Source organism: Flavobacterium turcicum (assembly GCF_011365745.1).
In the GTDB taxonomy this organism is placed as follows: domain Bacteria; phylum Bacteroidota; class Bacteroidia; order Flavobacteriales; family Flavobacteriaceae; genus Flavobacterium; species Flavobacterium turcicum.
The window spans coordinates 757,790-781,360 of record NZ_JAAOBY010000001.1 but is presented as its reverse complement, the minus strand read 5'-3'; the positions used below and the strand labels follow the sequence as shown (position 1 = coordinate 781,360).

At 34.7% G+C, this 23,571-nt stretch carries 17 protein-coding genes; 15 read left to right on the top strand and 2 right to left on the bottom strand.

Annotated features, from left to right (window positions below):
* Positions 1–64: 64 nt before the first annotated feature.
* On the bottom strand, positions 65–787 hold the full coding sequence (locus G9Q29_RS03380; RefSeq protein WP_166133273.1) for a murein L,D-transpeptidase catalytic domain family protein: 723 nt from the start codon (positions 785–787) through the stop codon (positions 65–67).
* A 192-nt stretch (positions 788–979) separates the two neighbouring features.
* Here G9Q29_RS03380 and G9Q29_RS03375 point away from each other — a divergent pair, with 192 nt between their 5' ends.
* The 15 genes from G9Q29_RS03375 to G9Q29_RS03305 all read left to right on the top strand — a co-directional run bounded on the left by G9Q29_RS03375 (position 980) and on the right by G9Q29_RS03305 (position 20,557).
* The gene (locus G9Q29_RS03375) at positions 980–3,367 is read left to right on the top strand and encodes a DUF5916 domain-containing protein (protein ID WP_166133271.1); all 2,388 of its coding nucleotides are present in this window, start codon (positions 980–982) and stop codon (positions 3,365–3,367) included.
* Positions 3,368–3,503: 136 nt separating this feature from the next.
* Positions 3,504–5,921, top strand: coding sequence for a DUF5916 domain-containing protein (locus G9Q29_RS03370; RefSeq protein WP_166133568.1), 2,418 nt, complete (start codon positions 3,504–3,506; stop codon positions 5,919–5,921).
* A 140-nt stretch (positions 5,922–6,061) separates the two neighbouring features.
* The gene (gene gpmI / locus G9Q29_RS03365) at positions 6,062–7,579 is read left to right on the top strand and encodes a 2,3-bisphosphoglycerate-independent phosphoglycerate mutase (protein ID WP_166133269.1); all 1,518 of its coding nucleotides are present in this window, start codon (positions 6,062–6,064) and stop codon (positions 7,577–7,579) included.
* Positions 7,576–7,734, top strand: a complete 159-nt coding sequence (locus tag G9Q29_RS03360) for a hypothetical protein (protein ID WP_166133267.1) — start codon at positions 7,576–7,578, stop codon at positions 7,732–7,734. Before gpmI ends, G9Q29_RS03360 begins: the two co-directional genes overlap by 4 nt.
* A gap of 190 nt (positions 7,735–7,924) precedes the next feature.
* Positions 7,925–8,692, top strand: coding sequence for a carbonic anhydrase (locus G9Q29_RS03355; RefSeq protein ID WP_205729822.1), 768 nt, complete (start codon positions 7,925–7,927; stop codon positions 8,690–8,692).
* On the top strand, positions 8,692–9,468 hold the full coding sequence (locus G9Q29_RS03350) for a DUF2490 domain-containing protein (protein ID WP_166133265.1): 777 nt from the start codon (positions 8,692–8,694) through the stop codon (positions 9,466–9,468). The genes G9Q29_RS03355 and G9Q29_RS03350 overlap by 1 nt, the downstream gene beginning before the upstream one ends.
* A 156-nt stretch (positions 9,469–9,624) precedes the next feature.
* Positions 9,625–10,257 carry a leucine-rich repeat domain-containing protein gene (locus G9Q29_RS03345; RefSeq protein ID WP_166133263.1) on the top strand — a complete coding sequence of 211 codons (633 nt, stop codon included), beginning with the start codon at positions 9,625–9,627 and terminating at the stop codon, positions 10,255–10,257.
* A 39-nt stretch (positions 10,258–10,296) separates the two neighbouring features.
* Complete coding sequence (locus tag G9Q29_RS03340) at positions 10,297–10,968, top strand: TetR/AcrR family transcriptional regulator (protein WP_166133261.1); 672 nt, start codon at positions 10,297–10,299, stop codon at positions 10,966–10,968.
* A 6-nt stretch (positions 10,969–10,974) separates the two neighbouring features.
* Positions 10,975–12,642, top strand: coding sequence for a peptidase domain-containing ABC transporter (locus G9Q29_RS03335; protein ID WP_166133259.1), 1,668 nt, complete (start codon positions 10,975–10,977; stop codon positions 12,640–12,642).
* A 2-nt stretch (positions 12,643–12,644) separates the two neighbouring features.
* Positions 12,645–13,991, top strand: a complete 1,347-nt coding sequence (locus G9Q29_RS03330) for an HlyD family secretion protein (protein ID WP_166133257.1) — start codon at positions 12,645–12,647, stop codon at positions 13,989–13,991.
* Entirely contained in the window at positions 13,991–15,379 is a 1,389-nt protein-coding gene (locus G9Q29_RS03325; protein WP_166133255.1) for a TolC family protein, read from the top strand. The genes G9Q29_RS03330 and G9Q29_RS03325 overlap by 1 nt, the downstream gene beginning before the upstream one ends.
* 43 nt (positions 15,380–15,422) lie before the next feature.
* A complete protein-coding gene (map, locus tag G9Q29_RS03320) occupies positions 15,423–16,241 on the top strand; it encodes a type I methionyl aminopeptidase (protein WP_166133253.1) in 819 nt (272 codons plus the stop codon).
* A gap of 57 nt (positions 16,242–16,298) precedes the next feature.
* Entirely contained in the window at positions 16,299–16,673 is a 375-nt protein-coding gene (locus tag G9Q29_RS03315; protein ID WP_166133251.1) for a GxxExxY protein, read from the top strand.
* A gap of 101 nt (positions 16,674–16,774) precedes the next feature.
* A complete protein-coding gene (locus G9Q29_RS03310; protein WP_166133249.1) occupies positions 16,775–17,539 on the top strand; it encodes a class I SAM-dependent methyltransferase in 765 nt (254 codons plus the stop codon).
* Positions 17,540–17,650: 111 nt separating this feature from the next.
* Complete coding sequence (locus tag G9Q29_RS03305; protein ID WP_166133247.1) at positions 17,651–20,557, top strand: DEAD/DEAH box helicase; 2,907 nt, start codon at positions 17,651–17,653, stop codon at positions 20,555–20,557.
* A 53-nt stretch (positions 20,558–20,610) separates the two neighbouring features.
* Here G9Q29_RS03305 and G9Q29_RS03300 read toward each other — a convergent pair whose 3' ends face one another.
* Positions 20,611–23,421, bottom strand: coding sequence for a M16 family metallopeptidase (locus G9Q29_RS03300; RefSeq protein WP_166133245.1), 2,811 nt, complete (start codon positions 23,419–23,421; stop codon positions 20,611–20,613).
* Positions 23,422–23,571 lie beyond the last annotated feature (150 nt).

Below are 23,571 nucleotides of genomic sequence, written 5' to 3'. Positions count from 1 at the left end.
TAACCTTCAGTTTTAAACCAAAATTTGATTCTTTTTTTAGATAATTGGATTTTTCAACTATAAATTATGAAACAAATGTTCCTCCCAAAGCAACTGCACGCGAAGGATGATAGATAAAAAAGCAAGATTTATTTTTAATAAGATTAATAATTTCTTTAGAAATATTACTTGGTACAGCAGGACAACCTTGGCTTCTGCCCAACCTTTGATTGTTTTTTATAAAAGATTCCGAAACATAATCGGCGGCATGCATAACGATACCTCTTGCCCTTGCGTGATCATTTACTCCTTTTTCGAGACCATCTAATTTAAGAGATAAACCATGTTTGCCAGAATAAACCTCAGCAGTTAGATAAAGACCAAGACTACTTTTAAAAGATTCTGCAGCGTTCGAAAATGAAGTAGCAAACTCTTCGCCAGTATTGCGTCCATGCGATACCAAAGAATGAAATTTAACTTCGTTAGTTGCCATATCAATTACCCACAGTCGCTTGGTATTTGCTGACAAACTAAAATCAATAATAGTAAGCAGTTCTTTTTGCACGAGTCCTTTGTTCTTTAGATTGGTGTAAGCTTCTACTGCTTGCTGAAAACTTTCTAAAGTTGGGATTTGTTTGTTTTTAAGCTGTAAATCTTGATAGATAGCCTCTACTTCGTCAAGGTTCTTGACGTCGTTACTAGCAACAAATGAATGTTTGGTTTCTGATGGAATGGCAGCAACATTTTTAGAAAGTAAAAATAGTGAGCAAAAGGCAATAAAAAGCGTAAGAAGTGTATTATAAATCATTGATTATCTTTAGGTTGTAAATAAATTTGGGTTTGCAAACCTAAGGTATTTATTGAGAAATGAATAATTTTTAACACAATTTTATTCTGACAAGTGCTTTTGTAATTTAAACAAATTAGCAGGAGAGATTGACAAAAACAGCAATTTCTATGTTAATTTTATTACTTTTGTATACAACTAACTAACCATTTCATGCCAAAACCACAATACGTAATAGCACTTGTTCTGCTATTATTTTCTGTAAATAATTACAGTCAAAAAAAAATACTTCAAGCTAAAAAAACCACCGAAAGCATCATTATTGACGGCAAAACAAACGAAGCTATCTGGGCTTCAACTGCAGCAGCTTCGGACTTTATCATGTTTGAACCCGATAATGGAAAACCCATTAGTGCGGATAAAAAAACAGAGGTAAAAATCGTTTATGACAATGACGCTATTTACATTTCGGCACTGCTTTATGATAATGAACCGAGTAAAATTCAAAAGGAATTAACTAACCGAGATGTTTTTGGAGTATCGGATCATTTTGCGGTCTATATCAACGGGTTTAACGACGGACAGCAAGATTTTCGTTTTTTTGTTAGTGCTGCAGGAGTACAAATGGACTGCTTAGCAACAGAAGATTTTGAAGACTTTACTTGGGATGCTATTTGGGACAGCGAAGTTTTATTGACTGATTTTGGATGGTCTGTAGAAATGAAAATCCCATATGCTGCTTTGCGTTTTTCAAAATCAGAACAGCAAGTTTGGGGCTTAAACTTTATGCGTGAAATAAAAAGAGACGTTCAAAAATATACTTGGAATCGTATTGATACCAAAATTGGCGCTGTAATTCCGCAAGCCGGAATTTTAGAAGGGATTTCAAATATCAAGACCCCTACTCGATTATTTCTTATTCCGTATGCATCAGCCTATGCACAAAAAAGTGATATTGGTTATGACAATACTTTTAAAGCGGGACTTGACATTAAATACGGAATCAATGATTCATTTACGCTAGACGCCATTCTTGTACCTGATTTTGGACAAACAAAATTTGATAATGCCATCTTAAACTTATTACCCTTCGAACAACGTTTTGAAGAAAATAGACCTTTTTTTACTGAAGGAACAGATTTATTTAACAAAGGTGGATTATTTTATTCCCGTAGAATTGGCGGATCTCCAACTAGTGAACCCGAATTAAATAACACTGAACAGATTGTCGATTATCCAAGTACAGTCAATTTAATAAATGCAGTAAAAGTTTCAGGCCGTACCGAAAAAGGACTTGGAGTTGGATTTTTGAATGCCATTACCGAGGTAACAAAAGCAACAATTCTAGACGAAGCCACTGGAAGTAAACGCAAAGCCGTGATTGAACCCTTGGTTAATTATAATATGTTAGTGCTGGACCAACGATTCAATCAAAATTCATCGGTTACTTTTGTAAATGCTAACACTACTAGAAATGGCGGTTTTAGAGATGCCAATGCATCTGCTTTACTTTATGATTTAAGCACTAAAGAAAACACATATAATTTGTACGGCGATTTTAAGTTCAGCCATGTAAACGATACACAAAATTTCAGTGGCTACAAAACAAGCATCAATTTTGAAAAAACTAGTGGTCGCTATCGTTATTTATTTTCAGGAAAATATTTATCTGAGAACTACGATATCAACGATTTAGGTATTATTTTTTATACCAATTATCATGCTGCTTCTGTTAATGGTAGCTATCGCATTTTAAACCCTACCAAAGTGTTTAACACTTTAAAAGTGGAGCAAGAACTGAATTTAGAATTGCAAAACACTACCGGTAAAATGCAAGAAGCTTGGTATAAAACTGTTATTAAAGGAACTACCTTAAACAACAACTATTTTGAACTAGGAGTAACAGCAAGTCCTTTTACAGTATATGATTTCTATGAACCACGCTCTGAAGGCAGTTACGTTTACAGACCACGAAATTTAGCCACTTATTTTGGTTTTGAGTTAAATAGAAACAATACTTTTTTGGTGGATATGACTGTAAGCTATGTAAAATTTGACGAACGTGGGCGCAATACTTACGAATTTTACGCTGCTCCAAAGTACCGTTTTAATGACAAACTATCTTTAGCATTTGCTATCGATTACTCAAAATTAAATCAAGATCGCGGATGGGTTGATTTTGGAGACAATGATGAAGTTATTTTTACCGAACGAAACCGCGAAATCCTGCAAAACGACCTTACTGGAAAATACTCCATCAATAATAAGATGACGCTCAACCTAACTGCACGCTACTATTGGTCATACTCCAAAAATCGAGAATTTTTCACCCTGCAGCCTAATGGATTTTTAACTTCTAACAATAGTTACAATTTAAACAAAGACCGTAATTTTAACTCTTGGAACTTTGATTTATCCTACTCATGGTGGTTTGCGCCCGGCAGTGAAATTTCACTTTTATATCGCAATTACGGCTTGCAACGTGCTAGTACAGTAGAGAAAAATTTAAACACGAATTTAAAAAACGTCTTTAACAGCGACCTAACTAGTGTGTTATCGATTAGTATACGCTATTTTATTGATGCGAATGTGTTAAAATAATATTTTTCAATCCACAACTGTAACATTTCACATACAAATTAGTCTATTAATGCAAACTGTAATGCACTTAAAAGAGATTTCTCTTGAAGCTATTTTGGTTTTACAATCATCATCAAATCAACCAATCAATCGTTTCATGAAAAAACTAATCTTGTTGACACTTTTTTTAAGCTCCATTTACAGCTTTGGTCAAAGAAAAAAATTAGAAACTAAATTCATTACAGATAAAATTGAGATAGACGGAAAAGTCAACGAAGCAATTTGGCAAACTGCACCAATAGCGGGCGATTTTATCACCTTTGAACCAGATAACGGCAAACCCATTCCTGAGAACAAGAAAACTGAAGTGCGCGTTCTATATGACAATGATGCTATTTATATCGCGGCTGTAATGAATGACGAAAATCCTGAAAAAATTCTTCGTGAAATTACACAACGCGATGATTTTGGTACTTCGGATGTATTTGGAGTATTTATCAATGGATTTAATGATGGGCAGCAAGATTTTCAATTTTTTGTAAATGCTGCTGATGGTCAAGCCGATTGTATTACAACCGATACCAATGGCGAGGACTATTCTTGGGATGCTGTGTGGCGAAGTAAAGCTGTTATTACAGATAAAGGTTGGAACGTAGAAATGCGAATTCCTTATGCTGCATTGCGATTTTCAGCTGAGAAAAAACAAACTTGGGGACTTAATTTTTTCAGAGAAGTACGAAGAGACCGATTTAAATACACTTGGAATTTTATCGACTCTAAATTAGGTACTTTTACACAACAAACCGGAATTTTAGAAGGAATTGAAAATATAAAACCACCAACTCGACTCTTTTTATTGCCTTACTCCTCTTTTTATGTTGATGCAAATTCTCGACAAAAAACAGTAGGTACACTCAAAGGTGGTCTAGATGTAAAGTACGGTATCAATGACGCTTTTACCTTAGATATGATTTTGATTCCTGATTTTGGACAAACAAAATTTGATGATCAAATCCTAAATTTAGGTCCTTTTGAACAGCAATTCAATGAAAACAGACCCTTTTTTACAGAGGGAACTGATTTATTTAGCAAAGGAAACTTGGTGTATTCTCGTAGAATTGGTGGTAATCCGACAAATTCACCATCAGTAGGAACCAATGAAGTTCTTATTGAAAATCCTGCTAACGTAAGTTTAATAAATGCCTTTAAAGTATCGGGAAGAACTAAAAATGGCCTTGGAGTAGGAATTTTAAATGCCGTTACTCAAAAAACATCGGCAACTATTGCTAACACCGTAACTGGAGAAACACGCAGAGAATTATTAGAACCGTTAGCAAATTACAATGTCTTGGTACTTGACCAGCGCTTTCGCAAAAATTCCTCAGTTTCATTTGTGAATACCAATGTAACCCGCAACGGAAATTTTAGAGACGGAAACGTAACGGCGCTAGTATGGGATTTGAATACTAAAAAAAACACCTACAATTTATCGGGTGATTTTAAATACAGTTATGTCAATGAGGGCACAACCAAAACAGGAATCAATTCGCAACTTAATTTTGCAGAAACAAGCGGAAAATTCCGCTACGGGATTGGTGCTGATGTGATGACCAAAGATTTTGATAATAATGATTTGGGCATCAATTTTGAAACCAACTATTACAGCATTTATGGGAATACCAGTTACCGTATTTTAAAATCAACCAAATATTTCAATAGTTTTAATACTAGAATTAATACCTACCATCAATTTCAAAAAGAGACTGGAAAAATTCAGTCTAGTAACATCAATTATCAGGTGAATTCAAACACTAAACAAAACCACTACATTGGTTTCGGATTTGATGCTAACCCTGTAGAAACTTATGATTATTACGAACCTCGTGCCGCTGATAGGTTTGTAATTCGCCCAACTAGAATTGGCGGTTTTATTTATATTTCAACCAATTACAACAATCCTTTTGCTCTTGATTTTAATCCATCATTCTCTATTTTTGATGAAGCAGGTCGTAAATCATATGGCTTCTCTGTGGGACCGAGATACCGTTTCAATGACAAATTATCATTGAATTACAATTTTAATTTCTCACGACAAAACAACAACAAAGGTTTTATTGATAGTGTAAATGATGACCAAAATGCGGCAACTCCCAACACAATAGTTTTTGCTAACCGCAATGTGGTAACTTATGCCAACACCTTATCAGGTAAATATTCACTAAACAGTCAAATGACTTTTAACATCGCATTACGTCATTATTGGTCGTATGCCGAAAACAAAAATGCGCTTACTTTGGGTAATGATGGCCGCTTGAACTCAAACAATACGTACAGCGCGAACAAGAATTCAAGTTTTTACACTTGGAATGCTGACTTATCATACAATTGGTGGTTTGCTCCTGGCAGTCAAGTATCAGTTTTATACCGCAATAACGCTGGTAAATTTGATCGAAGCATCAATAAGGAATTCGCAAATAACGTAACTTCTTTATTAAATAATGATGCCTTGAATCATGTTTTCTCTATTAGCATACGCTATTTTATAGATGCAAATCAGGTATCAAAACACTTATAACTGCATTAATTTTAAAAATTACAACTGCAAATAAAAGAATTATCATTTTTTGTAAAGCTATTTAAGCTATTACGCAATTGTGGTTTTCATGTTCCTCAAGATTTTTAGAAATACTTTACCTTTGTTTAAAACTAAAACAGATGAATAAGAAAGTAATTCTAATGATTTTGGACGGTTGGGGAAAATCACCCGACCCGAAAGTATCTGCAATTGACAACGCTCATGTACCGTTTATAAATCGTTTGTATGTGAACTATCCTAGTGCGCAATTGCGCACCGATGGCTTAAATGTTGGCCTACCAGAAGGACAAATGGGTAATAGCGAAGTAGGCCACATGAATCTTGGCGCAGGACGTATTGTTTACCAAGATTTAGCAAAAATTAATTTAGCGGTAGCACACGGTACACTTGCAAAAGAGCAAGTACTTATTGATGCCTTCACCTATGCTAAAATGAATAATAAAAAAGTACATTTTTTAGGTCTTGTATCTGACGGAGGAGTACACTCACACACCTCGCATTTACGCGGATTGATTGATGCCACACAAGAATACGGACTTGAAAATGTATACGTACACGCTTTTACTGACGGACGCGATGTTGATCCTAAATCAGGAAAAAAATACATTCAAGATCTTCAAGACTATATTGCTCCTACTAAAGTAAAAATTGCCTCTGTAATTGGCCGTTATTACGCAATGGACCGAGACAGACGTTGGGAACGCGTAAAACTTGCTTACGATTTAATGGTTAATGGTGTTGGAACTCCATCGACTGATGCAGCAGCGTCGATAGCAGCCAGTTATGATGAAAATATTACCGATGAATTCATCAATCCGATTGTAATGGTTAACGAATGTCATCAACCGCTTGCATTAATTGAAGAGGATGATGTGGTAGTGTTTTTTAATTTCAGAACTGATAGAGGGCGCGAACTTACAGAGGTTTTATGCCAAATGGATTGTCACGAACAAAACATGCACAAACTAAACTTGTATTATGTTACGTTAACAAATTATGACGAAACCTATACCAACGTTAAAGTAGTTTACAACAAAGATAATATCACCGAAACACTAGGTGAAGTGCTCGAAAAAGCCAACAAAAAACAAATTCGAATTGCAGAAACAGAGAAATATCCACACGTAACTTTCTTTTTTTCGGGTGGTAGAGAGCAGCCATTCATTGGTGAAAGCCGAATTTTAAAAAACTCACCAAAAGTAGCCACTTACGATTTACAACCCCAGATGAGTGCCTATGAATTAACTGAAGCATTGATTCCTGAGTTAGAAAAAGAAGAAGTTGATTTTGTCTGTTTGAACTTTGCCAATGGCGATATGGTAGGACATACCGGAATCATGAGCGCAGCAATTCAGGCCTGTGAAGCAGTTGATAAATGCGTAGAAAAAGTCATTACAACAGCTCTAGCTCACAGCTACACTACACTTGTAATTGCTGATCATGGAAATTGCGAAACGATGATTAACCCTGACGGTAGCCCCAATACCGCACACACCACCAATCCAGTTCCGTTTTTATTGGTAGACAAAGAAATAAGAAACGTTCACGACGGAGTTTTAGGTGATATAGCCCCAACAATACTTGAATTGATGGGTATTGAAAAACCTGCGGTAATGACTTGTAACTCTCTACTATGAAAAAGTACATCATTGCGCTGTTAAGTATCACTTTGGCTAGTTGCATCTCACTTAAAACAGGCAAAGACGGTAGCCCTGGCGAGAATGGATCAGATGCAATAGGAACCGAGAATGGAAAAAATGGCGCTCCCGGTAAAAACGGTGAGCCACGATAGACCAAACAATAAATAAAAATCTAGGAGTTGTCAAAAGTAATTTTGAACAGCTCCTTTTTTTATTCCTCACTATAATAATTGAGATTAATCAATACACAAATAAAAGTTAAATAATTATTATCGATAGTAATACTATTATTTTTAATTACATTTGTATCAAATAAAAATGTACAACTAATATTTTAATAGTATGAAAACAATGCTTTTATTGCTCACGTGTTTGTCCTTATCTGTATCAAGCTATGCTCAGGATAAGCAATTAAAAAAAATCAAAAACAAAAAAGTAGCCATTGATTCTGTGCAATGGAGAAAAGAACATTATGTAGTCAATAGAGATTCAGCGTATGCTGATCCTCGAATTGCACTCAAAAAATTAATAGGCGGCAACAAACGTTTTGTTGAAGGCAAGAGCATCAAACCAAGGCAAAACATGGAGACTATCAAAAAACTTGAAAACGGACAGGAGCCTTTTGCAACAATTGTAGCTTGCTCTGATTCACGAGTACCAAACGAAATGATTTTTGATCAAGGTCTTGGAGATTTGTTCATCATTCGTACCGCAGGACAAGTATCGGCGGCGGCATCATATGGGAGCATGGAATTTGCTACTTTAAAATTAAAAACAAAACTGATTGTTGTGCTGGGGCACACAGAATGTGGCGCAGTTGCAGCAGCTGTAGAGCGTCCAGAAAATGTTCCAGGACATATTGTAACCTTAATCAATGAAATCAAACCAGCAGTAGCAAAATGTGCTCATTTACCAGGTAACGCAGTTAACAATTCTGTAAGACAAAATGTGATTGATCAGGTTAATAACTTAAGAGATTTAGAACCTATCTTGCACAAAAAATACGTAAACGGTGAAATTTTAATAGTAGGAGCGGTTTATGATATTCACACCGGAAAAGTAGAGTTTTTACAAGAAACTTTACATAACTTACCACAACTCAAAAAATAATGAAAAAAAACGCAATTCTTTTTTTAGCCCTGTTGTCTCTAGTAGGCAACAGGACTTTTTCGCAAAATACCCGCATTACTGATCGCAACCAAATAGGCTGGCTAGGCTACTTTGGTGCCGTAAAAATTAGCGACAAGTACAGTATCCATTCTGAATATCAGTGGCGTCGTGACAACTACATTCAGGACCCATTACAAGGATTATTGCGTGTTGGACTCAATTATCAAGCAAATCCAAAATTACAACTTCGATTAGGTTACGCTTGGATCGAAACACAACCTTACGGAGATTTTCCTATAAATGGTTTTGGTAAGGACTTTACCGAGCATCGCATTTTTCAAATGGCTACATTAACAGATAAACTTGCGCTCGTAGATATTTCGCATCGCTTTATGCTAGAGCAACGTTTTGTTGGCCGCTACACCAATGCTGAATTAGAACGTGAAGACGAATATTTGTTATTGCATCGCTTGCGCTATATGCTTCGCGTACAAGTGCCATTAAAAGGAACCAGTATTGCAGACCATACACCTTACCTTGCTGCGTATAATGAAATCTTAATTGGTTTTGGGAAGAATGTAAATGAAAATATATTTGATCAAAACAGGTTAGGACTTTTGTTAGGATACAAGTTCAACAATCAACTTCGTTTAGAGGCTGGCTACTTGAACCAAACCGTCCAATTAGGCCGAGAAATAGAGCAACGCAATGTTTTTCAAAACAACAATGGTTTCATATTGAACACCATTATAAATATTGATGCCACAAAAAAGTAAATCTCAAGGGCTGCAAGCCATGAATTGCGCAAGCAGCCACTTGAAATTTTTACAACGCTACATACTCGATTATTAAATTAAAGTTAAAAACACCATATTGATAGTGTTACTATTAACCTTCTTGATACCTTTGTAAAAACCGTAAATAGTTGAAAAATGAAAAAAGTACTTTTGCTCGCGTTTCTTTGTATTTACAATTCCTCAATTTTTGCACAAATCAAAACCGAATCAAACAAGGAATACACCAATCTTGAGGAGGCGCTGCAACATCCGGAACAAATTATCAATTTGAATTTAAGTAATCAAAAACTAAAATTCAATACCATTGATTGGTCAAAATTTACCAATTTAGAATACCTTACGTTAAAAAATGACCATTTAAATGAAATTCCCACAGGAATAAGTACGCTAAAATCTCTTAAAAAAATAGATTTGAGTGGCAATGATTTCAGCGTTTTACCTGCTAATTTCTGGGAGTTATCTAATTTAGAAGAAATAGTTTTAAACGATGACAAAAAGATGGATGTGCCCAAAACACTTTCCATTTTAGCCAAATTACCTAATTTAAAATCACTACATCTAGAGGGAGACAAACTTACTACATTACCCGATGAGATTTTAAACTTCAAAAATCTTGAAAATTTATATCTAGGAAATAATCAACTGCAAAGCATTCCAGTGATTAAAACTTTAGATCATTTGAAATACCTTGATTTAAAAGGGAACAAAATCAAAGTTGATTTACAAGATACTAGAAATACTAATTTTGGCTTTAAAATCAATTTTTAAAAAAACGAACATCCCTTTTATTCAGCAAAAATACCTCTAATGGATTCCATTTTAACAAATATAATTATCTCAGTCAACGAAAAACTATACGTTAAAAACCCTGAAACTTCAGCCTTGGGTAAAAAGATTATCGAACACAGTATTTTGATGATTGATCAAATTGGTTTTGAAAATTTTACTTTTAAAAAATTAGGTGAATCAATTGGTTCAAACGAAAGTTCTATTTACCGATATTTTGAAAGCAAGCATAAATTAATGCTGTACTTATCTTCATGGTATTGGGGATGGATTGAATACAAATTAGTTTTCGCGACCAACAACATTCTAGATCCACTAGAAAAATTAAAAAAAGCAATTGTAATAGTTACTGAAAAAATAGAAGACGATTCGACCACTGCACATATCAACGAATCTATCTTGAACAAGATCATCATTGCAGAGTTTACCAAAACCTTATTAACCAAAGAAGTTGATGAGGAAAATAAGGAAGGCTTTTTCTTGGTTTACAAACGAATCATAAATCGCTTAATCGAGATGATAGCGCTTGTCAATCCAAATTATTTGTATGCTAAAAGTTTAGCTTCATCAATTGTAGAAGGCGCCTTACACCAACACTTTCTAAAAGACCATTTAAAAACAATTACTAATTGTAATGAATCAGTATCACCTACTGATTTTTACCTTGATTTAGTAGAAAAAATTGCAATATAAACAACTATGAAAAAAACACCGTTACGTAGATTTTACAACTTACTTTCGTTAGATAAAAAAGATGTTTATCAAATATTTTTCTATGCCATCTTCGCAGGTTTAATTAGCTTGTCGTTGCCATTAGGAATTCAGGCCATTACCAATTTCATACAATCAGGTCGAGTTAGTGCCTCTTGGATTGTCTTGATAATATTAGTAGTATTTGGAGTAGCACTTGTTGGTATTTTATCTTTAATGCAATTGCGAATCACCGAGAATTTACAGCAAAAAATATTTGTTCGCTCCTCATTTGAATTTGGGGCTCGACTTCCTAAAATAAAAACTGAGGCTTTGTACAATACCTACCCGCCAGAATTAGCCAATCGATTTTTTGATACTTTGACTATTCAAAAAGGAACCTCTAAATTACTAATTGATTTCTCAGCAGCATTATTACAAATCGCTTTTGGAATCATTTTACTCTCACTTTACCATCCGTATTTTATAGTTTTTGGACTTTTACTCTTTTTGCTTTTGTACTTCATATTTAAATTCTCCTACAATTCAGGTCTTGAAACCAGTTTAAAAGAATCTAAATTCAAATACAAAGTTGCAGGTTGGTTGCAAGAAATGGCACGAAATAGCTTTAGTTTTAAAAACGATTTGAATTATAATTTCGGACTTCAAAAAAACAATACTATTGTGTCCGATTATTTAAACTATCGCGAAAAACACTTTAAAGTTATCCAAAGACAATTTACGCAATTGATCCTTTTTAAAGTAATAATCACGGCCAGTTTATTATCAATTGGTGGTTTCTTAGTTTTATCACAACAAATGAACATTGGTCAATTTGTTGCTGCAGAAATTATTATCCTTTTGGTTATTAATTCGGTTGAAAAAATCATTTTAGGTCTTGAAACTTTTTATGATGTACTGACTTCAGTTGAAAAAATCGGGCAGGTAACCGATTTAAATCTGGAGGAAGAAGTTGGGTTTGATAGCGATACCTGCTACAACAGGATAGCATTAGAAACTGAAAATTTAAGCTTTAAATTCCCTGACTCTCCAATCGAAATTTTACAATCTTTATCGATCAAAATCGAACAAGGTGAAAAAATTGTAATTGATGGCGCTAACGGATCAGGAAAAACGACACTTATCCGAATCCTTTCAGGTTTATTACAACCAACTTCTGGCGCTTTTTATATAAATGACGATACATTCAAGAAAATAAATTTAAAACAATACCGATCTCAAATTGGCACTATCATTTCGGGCGAAACTCCTTTTGAAGGGACTTTGCTAGAAAACATAACCTTTAATGATCCAAGTATCAAAACTGAGGATTTAAAATGGGCAATTGATGGCGTTCAATTATCGGGTTTTATCAAAGCTTTACCAAAAGGTCTTGATACTCCTATTTTTCCGGAGGGCAAGCAACTTTCTTCATCTAATGCTCAAAAAGTACTTTTGGCACGAAGCATCATTCACAAGCCAAAAATTTTGTTTTACGAAGACCCAACGGATGTAATGGACGAAAAAGTGGCTAATGAAATTATTGATTTCATTACGGCCGATTCACATAAATGGACCATCATTGTTTCCTCTAAAAATCCGTATTGGAAAACAAAATGCACACGAAGAATAACCATGCAAAATGGCATCATACAACTTGATTCAAAAAATATTTAGACATGCTAAACATATCTGAAAACACTTCAAAGCTGCCTTCATTAGAACGCTTTACTACTGTAAAAAATTTAGTAAACCGACCTCATTATAAAATTTTAAATAAAATAATAGGCGGTGTATCTGTAATTGGGCTTATTGCCTTGTTTTTGCCTTGGACACAAAATATTTCAGGTTCCGGTAGCGTAACCACTCTTAAACCTAACCAACGCCCGTTATCTATTCAGAGTGTTATTTCTGGACGACTCGAAAAATGGTACGTGCAAGAAGGTGATTATGTAAAAAAAGGCGATACCATTCTTTTTATCTCAGAGATTAAAGAAGAATATATGGATCCGAACTTGGTACAAAACACCGAGAACCAAATGAATGCCAAGAAACAATCTTTACTTTCATACGGATCAAAAGTAACTACTTTAGAAGGCCAAATAGAAGCAATTGAACGCGAAAAAGTTTTAAAACTACAGCAAGCCAGTAATAAAATCAAACAAGCTGTGCTGAAAATAAAAAGCGATAGTATTGATTTAGTAGCAGTTCGTACTCAACTAAAAATTGCAACTACACAGTACAATCGAACAGTTGAACTGAACAAAGAAGGCTTAAAACCTTTAACTGATATTGAAGAAAAACGACTTAAATTACAAGAAGTTGAAGCTAAAATCATTACTCAGGAGAACAAATTATTGACGAGTAAAAACGAGTTTATCAACGCCAAAGTTGAAATCAACAGAATTGGTGCAGAATACGCTGAAAAAGCTTCGAAAGCGAATAGTGATAAATTTACAGCCTTGAGCAATCAGTTTGATACCGACGCACAAGTGAATAAGCTACAAAATCAATATGCGAACTACAGCATTCGTAACGGAATGTACTATATCAAAGCGTCGCAAAACGGCTACGTAAACAGGGCGTTACAATCAGGAATTGGAGAAACCATAAAAGAAGGAACTCCAATTGCAACCATAATGCCTGCAAAATATGATATTGCTGTAGAAACGTATGTGAATCCCATAGATTTACCACTTATAAGCAAAGGCGAAAAAGTACGCGTATGGTTTGATGGATGGCCAACTATTGTTTTCTCGGGATGGCCTAATATGTCGTACGGAACCTTTGGTGGAAAAATTGTAGCTATCGAAAATTTCATCAGTCCTAACGGAAAATACAGAGTTTTGATTGCTCCTGACGAAAATGATCACAAATGGCCAAAACAACTAAGCATTGGTGCAGGTGCACAAACACTTGCCTTATTGAATAATGTACCCGTTTGGTTTGAAATCTGGAGAACACTTAACGGTTTCCCTCCTAATTACTACACACCTACAACTGCGACTTCAAAAGAAAAGAAATAATGAAACAACTACTTATTGCGTTTTTATTTTTTGGTTTTGTTGCCTCTGCTCAAAACATTCCATCAAAAGAATTTACCTACAACGAATATTTAGGATATGTAAAAAAATACCATCCCTTGGTAAAAAATGCAAACCTAGAGATTAGTAAAGCACAGGCAAATTTAATGATGGCTAGAGGTGGATTTGACCCGAAAATTGAAGTCGATTTTAGCAAAAAACAATTCAAAGACACTGAATATTATTCTATTTTGAACAGCAGTTTCAAAATTCCGACTTGGTACGGAATTGAAATTAAAGCTGGTTTTGATAACAATGAAGGTGTTTACCTAAATCCTGAAAATACGGTACCAAATCAAGGACTGACATCCTTAGGAATCACTGTGCCTTTGGGTCAAGGATTACTGATTAACCAACGAATGGCAGATGTACGCAAAGCAAAAATGCAATTGCAATTGAGCCAAGCCGAACGCAAATTACAGGCAATTGCAGTTCTCTATGATGCATCTGTAGCGTATTTCAATTGGAAAAAAAACTTTAACGAGGTTGCACTTTATAAAGAGTATAACGAGAATGCCCAAATCCGATTTAAAGGAATTAAATCCTTAATTGTTCAAGGCGACAAACCTGCAATTGATAGCGTGGAGGCTGGTATTATTGTAAAAAATAGACGTTTAAGTCTAGAGGATTCGCAACTAAAACTTACCAAAGCTAAGCTAGAGTTGTCTAACTTTTTATGGTTAGAAAACAATATTCCGCTTGAACTTGCCGAAGAATTAATTCCAGAGTCACAACTAGAATTTACTATTCAAGAAAGTTTACGTACCAATGATTTGGTCAATCAAGATTTCTCAATTACCAATCACCCAAAGATTAATGCTCTTGAGAGTAAAATTGATATGCTTACTGTCGAGCAAAAATTGAAGGCCAATATGCTATTACCCAAAATTGACGTGGGTTACAGTTATTTATCGGAACCAAGTTATATCGATAATTACCGCTTTGAAGATTACAAAATTGGACTTAACTTTTACTTTCCTCTGTTTTTAAGAAAAGAGCGAGGAAGCCTTAAGTTAGCCAAATTCAAGGTTCAAGAAACTCAATTTGCTTTAAATCTGGAAAAAGTACAATTGACCAATAAAATTAATTCTCAAAAAACAGAAATTGAATCGCTCATCAAACAACAACAATTGATTAAAGGTTTAGTAAATGATAATTTAACGATGCTAAAATCAGAAGAGCGACTGTTTTCATTTGGCGAAAGCTCTTTATTTTTAATCAACACCAGAGAGAACAATTTGGTTAGCGCACAACTCTCTAGAATTGCTTTAGAAAACCGTTTTTTCATTTCTAACTCAGAACTTTTTAAAATTATGGCCAATCCGGATTAAATAATTTTAAAATTGTACTTTTGCGAACTGAAAATTCGAAAATATGATTATTCAAAAAACACGTGAGGAGATTGAATTAATGCGCGAAAGTGCCTTAATCGTTTCTAAAACATTAGGAATGATTGCCTCTGAAATTAAAGAAGGCGTAACTACTTTATACCTTGACAAATTAGCAGAAGCCTTCATTCGTGATCACGGCGCTGTGCCTAGTTTCCTTGGCTTATATGGTTTCCCGAATTCATTGTGTATGAGTCCTAACTCGCAAGTAGTACACGGAATTCCAAATAATACTCCATTAAAAAGTGGCGATGTCATTTCAGTAGATTGTGGTGCTTTTAAAAACGGTTACCATGGCGATCATGCCTACTCGTTTGAGATCGGTGACGTAGCTCCAGAAACTAAAAAGCTTTTACAAGTTACTAAAGAATCTTTATATGTAGGTATACGCGAACTTCGTGCGGGGAATCGTGTGGAAGATGTGGGTAATGCCATTCAAAAGTACAACGAAGCGCACGGTTATGGCGTGGTTCGAGAATTAGTAGGACACGGTCTTGGCCAAAAAATGCACGAAGATCCAGAAATGCCCAATTATGGTAAAAAAGGGCGTGGCAAAATGTTGGTTGAAGGAATGGTTGTTGCCATTGAACCGATGATCAACATGGGAACGCGTAACATCAAACAACACAAAGATGGCTGGACAATTACCACTGCCGATGGAAAACCATCAGCTCATTTTGAACATGATGTAGCAATCATCGATGGAAAACCAGAATTACTCTCAACTTTTGCCTACGTATACAAAGCTTTGGGAATTGTGAGCAATGAAGAAGATGAGTTTAGAAAAGTGCCTTTGGTGATGTAACATTTCTTTGATTGACACAGATTACACAGATTTTCACAGATTATTTATTTTTTGAATATGGAGGAATTTTATTTAAAACAAGAAACATACAAAATTATTGGACTCTGTATGGAAGTACATAAAATTCTCGGTAAAGGTTTCAATGAAATTGTTTACAAGGAAGCTTTGCAACATGAATTTATAAAAAATAATATTCCTTTTGAAAGAGAAAAAGAATACAAAATTGAGTACAAGGATATTGTTTTATCAAAAAAATATTTTGCTGATTTTGTAGTTTTTGATGAAATAATATTAGAAATAAAAGCAATCTCACAATTAACAGCAAGTGATACGGGGCAAACTCTAAATTATTTAGCTTGTTCGAAAAATAAAATAGGACTTGTTATTAACTTTGGCGAGGATAGTTTAAAATACAAAAGAGTTATATTATGATAAAAAATCTATTTCGCTCCTATTTGAATCTGTTAAAATCTGTGCAATCTGTGTCGTATAATTATATTAATCTGAAATTCGTGTTCAATAATAAATTTTAAATGAAATCTGCTTTTAAACTTATCCTCAATACCATTCCACGTCCGCTTTTAATTCGCTTGAGTTATATCGCGAGACCTATTATTGCTTTTACCTTGAAAGGCGAAAAGTTTACTGATCCTATTGATGGAAAAAGTTTCAAATCAATGTTGCCATACGGATACGAAACACAGCGTAACAATGTGCTTTCGCCAAGTACGCTTTCATTAGAGAGACACCGTTTATTGTGGTTGTACCTCAACGAGCAAACCGATTTTTTTACAGCTCCCAAAAAAGTTTTGCATTTTGCACCTGAGCAAGCTTTTTATAAATTGTTCCGTAAACAAAAGAATCTAGATTATACGACTACCGATTTGTTTTCACCATTAGCAGATGTAAAAGCAGATATTTGCAATTTACCTTTCAAGGACAATCAATACGATGTTATTTTGTGTAACCACGTTTTGGAACACATTCCTGACGATACCAAAGCGATGCAGGAATTGTATCGTGTTTTAAAACCTGGCGGAATGGCTATTTTACAGATTCCACAAGACTTAAAAAGAGAAATAACTTTTGCGGATGACAGCATAACCGACCAGAAAGAACGCGCCAAAATATTTGGACAATACGACCACGTGCGCATTTACGGTCGTGATTATTTTAACAAGCTAAGAAGTATCGGTTTTACAGTTATTGAAGAAGATTATACCAATAAAATTGCACCTGAATTAGTAGAAAAGTACTGTTTAGCCAAAGGCGAAATTATACCAGTTTGTTTTAAATAATATTTAGTAGATTAAAACCCAACACAGATTCCACAAATTTGCACAAAATTATCTGTGTGAATTTGTGGAATCTTTGTCTTTATTACCTAACAATCAAATAACGTTTTACTTTTGCAATCCGAAAATCATTTCCAATTTTGCTTTGATCTTAGTTTTGAAGCGAAACTCAATTGCTACATTCCTACTATCTATGTGGTCGGACATGCGGATACCATCACGTATTTAGAAAAAAAAGCAAGTTCAGAAGTGCTGCAAAGTATGGGCGTTGAGGCAAAACAACTCCCACTTGCAACCCAAAAAACACTCAACATTTGCGAAAGCCTGCAGCCAGAAGTCCTGTTTAAAAAATACCGTACAAAAAGTAAAGCCGCTAAGAAGATTGAGGACTTGTTGCAAGACGAGAAGCTAAAATTCGGAATTACACAATTCATACAAGTACAATTAGCGTCCTTTTATGCTTTAGTTCGCGAACATGATTTTCCGCTTTCATTTCAATTAGGTAAAGAAAAAGATTTTCGCATCAGTCGTATTGGCACTCAAAATCCAGCTTTAGAAACCGAACTCCATTTTGATAAACACGAAAACGGAATTTCATATACTTTAAAACTCAAGGAAAATGACCTTTCTTTTTATCCCTCAGACACAACAGTAACATTGTTGTTAAACGAACCGGGATGGCTTGTGGCACACCATAAACTGTATGCGTTAAAAAGCATCAATTCTAAAAAAATAACCCCTTTTTTAAATAAAAAAACGGTCGAAATTCCTTCGAAATTAGTACCCGACTATTTTGAAAAATTCATTAAGGATATTGCCCAAAAAGCAGCTATCAGCGCTACGGGATTTGAGGTGATTACCCAAACCAGTATTCGTTCTTGCAACATTCAATTGGTACATGATTTTTTTAAAAACACCTATTTCATTAGTCTTACTTTTGATTATGACGGATACATTTTTGATGCCACTAAAACCAAAAACACGCAAACTGAAATTGATTTAAAAGACTTAGCGAATATAAAATTAATCCAATACAAGCGCACTCAAGCTGAGGATAAATTTATTGAATCCCTACAAACGCTTGGTCTTGGCAAACAAGAAAATCAACTTTTTGGACTTTTGCAAAAACCAGAACAAAAAGATACCTACGCTTGTGTGCAATGGGCATTAGAAAATCGTGTAAAATTAGAATCGTTAGGTTTTTCATTAGAAAATCTCAAAATCGACGGAAAATATATTGATAATAACGCAGTTACCATTACATTCTCCAACACCATTCAAAACGATTGGTTTGATATTAAAATGACTGTAGTTTGTGCTGATTTTGAATTTAATTTCAGCGACTTGATTCCGAATATTAAAAACCAAAATCGCTTGTTTCTCTTACCTAACGGGAATTATTTTTTGATTCCGTTAGAATGGATGACGCGTTACGGAGCTATGGCTAAGCTGGCTAAAATCAGCAACGGAACGATGGCTGTTCTCAAAAGCAATTTTGGTGTTTTTGAAGACATTCCGCAATTAAAACAGACCTTGCATGTAAAAGAAACGGTTCAATACCAACCTTCGGATTTGGTTAAAGCCACGTTGCGACCGTACCAAATAGAAGGCGTACAATGGCTTTTAGAACATTACAACAACGGTTTAGGTGCTTGCTTGGCGGATGATATGGGATTAGGAAAAACATTGCAAACCCTATCAACACTAGTCACCGTTCAAGAAAAATTGGATTTTGAAAAAGCCGAAAACATGCAACTCGATTTGTTTGGAAACGAAATCCCTGTTGCCAAAGAATATCTAAAAGCTTTGATTGTACTTCCCTCCTCTTTGGTGTTCAACTGGTACAACGAAGCTAGAAAATTTACGCCTCATTTCAGGAGAATTCAATATGTTGGACAAGATCGAAAACTAATTTCTAAAAAATTAGAAAAATACGACTTGATCTTTACGAGTTATGCGGTGGTGGCGAGAGATCTTTCCATTTTAGAAAAGTATCAATTTCGTTTTTTGATTTTGGACGAAAGTCAATACATTAAAAATAAAAACTCGAAAATTTTTCAGGCGATTAATCAAATTCAAACAAGCCATAAAATTTCTCTGAGTGGTACTCCTATCGAAAACTCATTAGACGATTTGTGGTCACAAATGCAATTTATCAATCCGAATATTTTGGGGAGTTACGCTTTTTTTGCGGAGCATTACAAAATTCCTATCGAGAAAAACCAAGACGAAAATAGTCTACTGGAACTCAGAAACCTCGTCAGTCCGTTTATTTTACGTCGGACAAAAGAACAAGTTTTAAAAGACTTACCGGAACTTTCTGAGCAAGTTTTTTATTGTGATATGGAACCTGAACAAGAGAAATTATACGAAGAAGAAAAGTCGAAAGCTAGAAACGCACTTTTAAAAACCGATGGTTCTGGCATTGACAAAATCAATATTATCAATACGTTGATGCGCTTAAGACAATTGAGTAATCATCCTAAAATGATTGATAAAAAATCAGAACTTGATTCGGGGAAATATATTGCGGTGACCCGATATTTAGAAACCTTAGTGCAATCCAATCAAAAAACAATAGTATTCAGTTCGTTTGTGTCGAATTTGGAATTCTATAAAAAATGGAGCATCGAAAACAAAATTGATTTTTGTGAATTGACTGGTGCAACACCACAAAATGAACGTGCATACCAAGTTCAGAAATTTCAAGAACAAGAGCGCTCAAAATTGTTTTTCATTTCCTTAAAAGCGGGTGGCGTGGGACTCAATATTACTAAAGCTTCTTATGTCTTGTTCTTGGACCCATGGTGGAATCCTTTTGCTGAAAAGCAAGGAATTGGTCGCGCGCATCGTATTGGACAGTTGAATAAAGTAAATGTCGTTCGATTCATTACCAAGAATACCGTCGAAGAAAAAATCATTCGATTACAAGAAAACAAAAAACTACTTTCGGATGCACTGCTTGATGAAAACCACATCAGCCCTGAAATTGAAGAAAATTTAGATTTTATATTAGCATAAAAAAACCTGCTACTTTAGTGAAATAGCAGGTTTTGGTTTTAAGACTAAAAAAATTATTTTTTCTCTGGCATCAAAATACCGATCACTTTATCTTTTGTAAGATATTGTTTTGCGATGTTCTGAATATCTTTGGCAGTAACGGCATTCACCATTTCTTCCATTTTCAAAACATCTTCAGGATTATATGCGTTTACATACGATCTTGTCAAGTTAGACAACCAAAAACGGTTTTCTTTACTATCTTTTCTAAAATCGGCTAATTCACCTTCTTTGAATTTAGCTACATCTTTTTCATCTGGTCCTTTGTCAATAATATTCTGAAGTTCTTTCAATGCTGAAGCAGTCAACTTCTCAGCATTTTCTGGTCCGCAAGGGAAACCTATTGAAAAAGTATACGATCCGTAAGGCATTTTGTTCATACTTCCTCTGGCATTTACACCATAAACACCACTTTCATTTTCACGTAATTGCTCTACCAGTTTAATAGTAAGTACTTCTCCTAACGCTTGCATGCTCATAGCATCTTTAGCAGAATATTTGGCATCTCCATAAAACATGATGGTCACGTTACTCTTAGGATCTGCTCCTTTATTTACTACTTTTTTCAAGTCGCCTTTTAGCAATCGGTAACCTAGATCAACTGCTTTTTCTTTTTTGTCATTCGCTGGCAATGAAGCAATGTATTTAGTAGCCATAGCTTCGATTGTTGCATCATCAACATTTCCTACGAAGAAAAATTCAAAATCAGCAGCATTTGCAAAACGCTCTTTGTACTTTTCGTACGCTAATTTATAATCGGTATCAGCCCAAGATTTATCAGTAGGCATGATTCCAAAAAATCGTGGGTTATTCTGGTTCAAATAAGTATAAAACTCCTGTTGGAAGTAATTCTGTGGCGTAGAAGCCATGTTTTTGAAAAAGCTTGATTGTTTTTGTTTGAATCCTTCAAAAGCTTCTTGGTCAAAATTTAAATCTGTAAAGTAAGCATGCGTCATTTGCATTAAGTACTCTAAGTCTTTAGGAGTTGATGTACCTCTAAGTCCTTCGCTAGTACCTCCAATATAAGGATTGACTCTTGCAATTTTACCTGTCATGAATTTGTTGATGTCATTCAGTTTTAAGCCAGAGAAACCAGCTTCAGCAAGTGCTCCATTAGCAAACTGAACTTTTTTCATTTCCTCGTTTGAGTACAAATTAGATCCACCTAAACTAACCGCTTCAAAAAGCACTTCGTCGTTTTTAAAATCGGTGTTTTTATATGTCACTTTAGCACCATTGGAAAGAACTAAGGTTTTTGTACCCAATTTTTCATTACTACTTCGGCTTACCACCGTTCCTGCTTTTACCTCTTTTCTAAGCAAGCTAGTAGCTACTGCAGCATCTTCGTAAGGTTTTAATTCGTCCGTATTCACTTTTATTGCAGCTAATACTTCTTGCTCTGTAACTTTTTTCAAGCCTTCTTTTTCAGGACCCGTTAAAATAATAACTCGGTTATCCTCTTTAACATACTCTTTAATTAAACCATTTACATCTGCTAGCTCAATTAACGGTAAGATTTGCTTGAAGGTTTGAAAAGTCCATTCAATACCTGGAGCTGGTTCTTTTTCTAAGAAATTTGCTTGAAGCTCGCCTACAAAATTCTCAGAGTTCGTTTTACTTCTATCATTGTAGGCTTTTTCAATAGAAGCCATAAATTCAGACTTAGCACGGTCTAATTCTCCTTGTGTGAAACCAAATTTCTTAGCACGTTCATTTTCTGTTACCAATGTTTTCAAGGCACTTAGTTGCTTGTCTTCTGATGACATTGCCACAGATTGATATCCTTTTTTGGTTCTTGCAAAAGTACCACCATAATAAGAATACCCATAAGTGAAAGGTGGTGTTGCAGAATTTGTTAACTCATCAAGACGCGTATTTAAAAGCGTTGCAAATAAATTTTCGATCATGTAATTTTTAAAATCACCTAGATTTACCATTTTCTTAGGTGCAGCATAATCTTTGTACAATAATTGTACTTGTGTATTCGATGCTTCTTTGTCGCTTTCTACAGCTACAAAAGTTTCTTTGTGATTAGGAACTTCAAATACTTTTCTTGGTTTTTCATTTGCAGGATTTTTGTAAGTAGAGAAGTGAGAAACAATTTTTTTCTCCATTTCGGCTACATCAATATCACCAACCACAATAACACTCATCAAGTTTGGACGGTACCAATCTTTGTAAAAGTTAATTAAAGACTGATGTTTGAACTTTTCTAATACCTCTTTTTGACCAATTGGCAAACGAGTAGCGTATTTTGAATCGTGCATCATTTTAGGAAGATAACGACCCATCATTCTTTTTCCAGCGCCAAGACCTAAACGATATTCTTCTAATACTACGCCTCTTTCTTTATCAATTTCTTCTGGTGTCAAAACCGTGTTGAAAGCCCAATCCTCAATAATTTGAAATCCTTTTTCTAATTTTTCAGGATCATCTGATGGAATTGGCAAGAAATACACCGTTTCATCAAAACTAGTGTAGGCATTTAAATGTTGTCCAAATTTAACTCCGATACTTTGTAAGTAATCTACCAGTTGATTTTTAGGAAAACGCTTTGTTCCATTAAAACACATGTGTTCCATGAAATGCGCTAGTCCTTGCTGATCATTTTCCTCGAGAATAGAACCTGCATTAACTACTAGTCTAAGATCTACTTTCTTTTCTGGTTTGGCATTTTTCTTGATGTAATAGGTTAATCCGTTTGGCAAAGTCCCAGTCTTTACACTTGGATCAAGCGGAATGGTCGCATTATAATCTAATTTTTGCGCAAAAAGCGCAGCAGGAATAATAAAAATTCCTACTAATAAATGGTTGATTTTTTTCATATGTTTATTTTGTTTGCTGTAAAACTAACGAGTAATTTTATACTTTATTACCATTTTTTAAAATAATTAACAGAAATTACACACGAAAACATAATCAAGAAGCAATCAAAATAAATCATTCCAGTTTTACGTTTTTTAGTATCTTTAAAA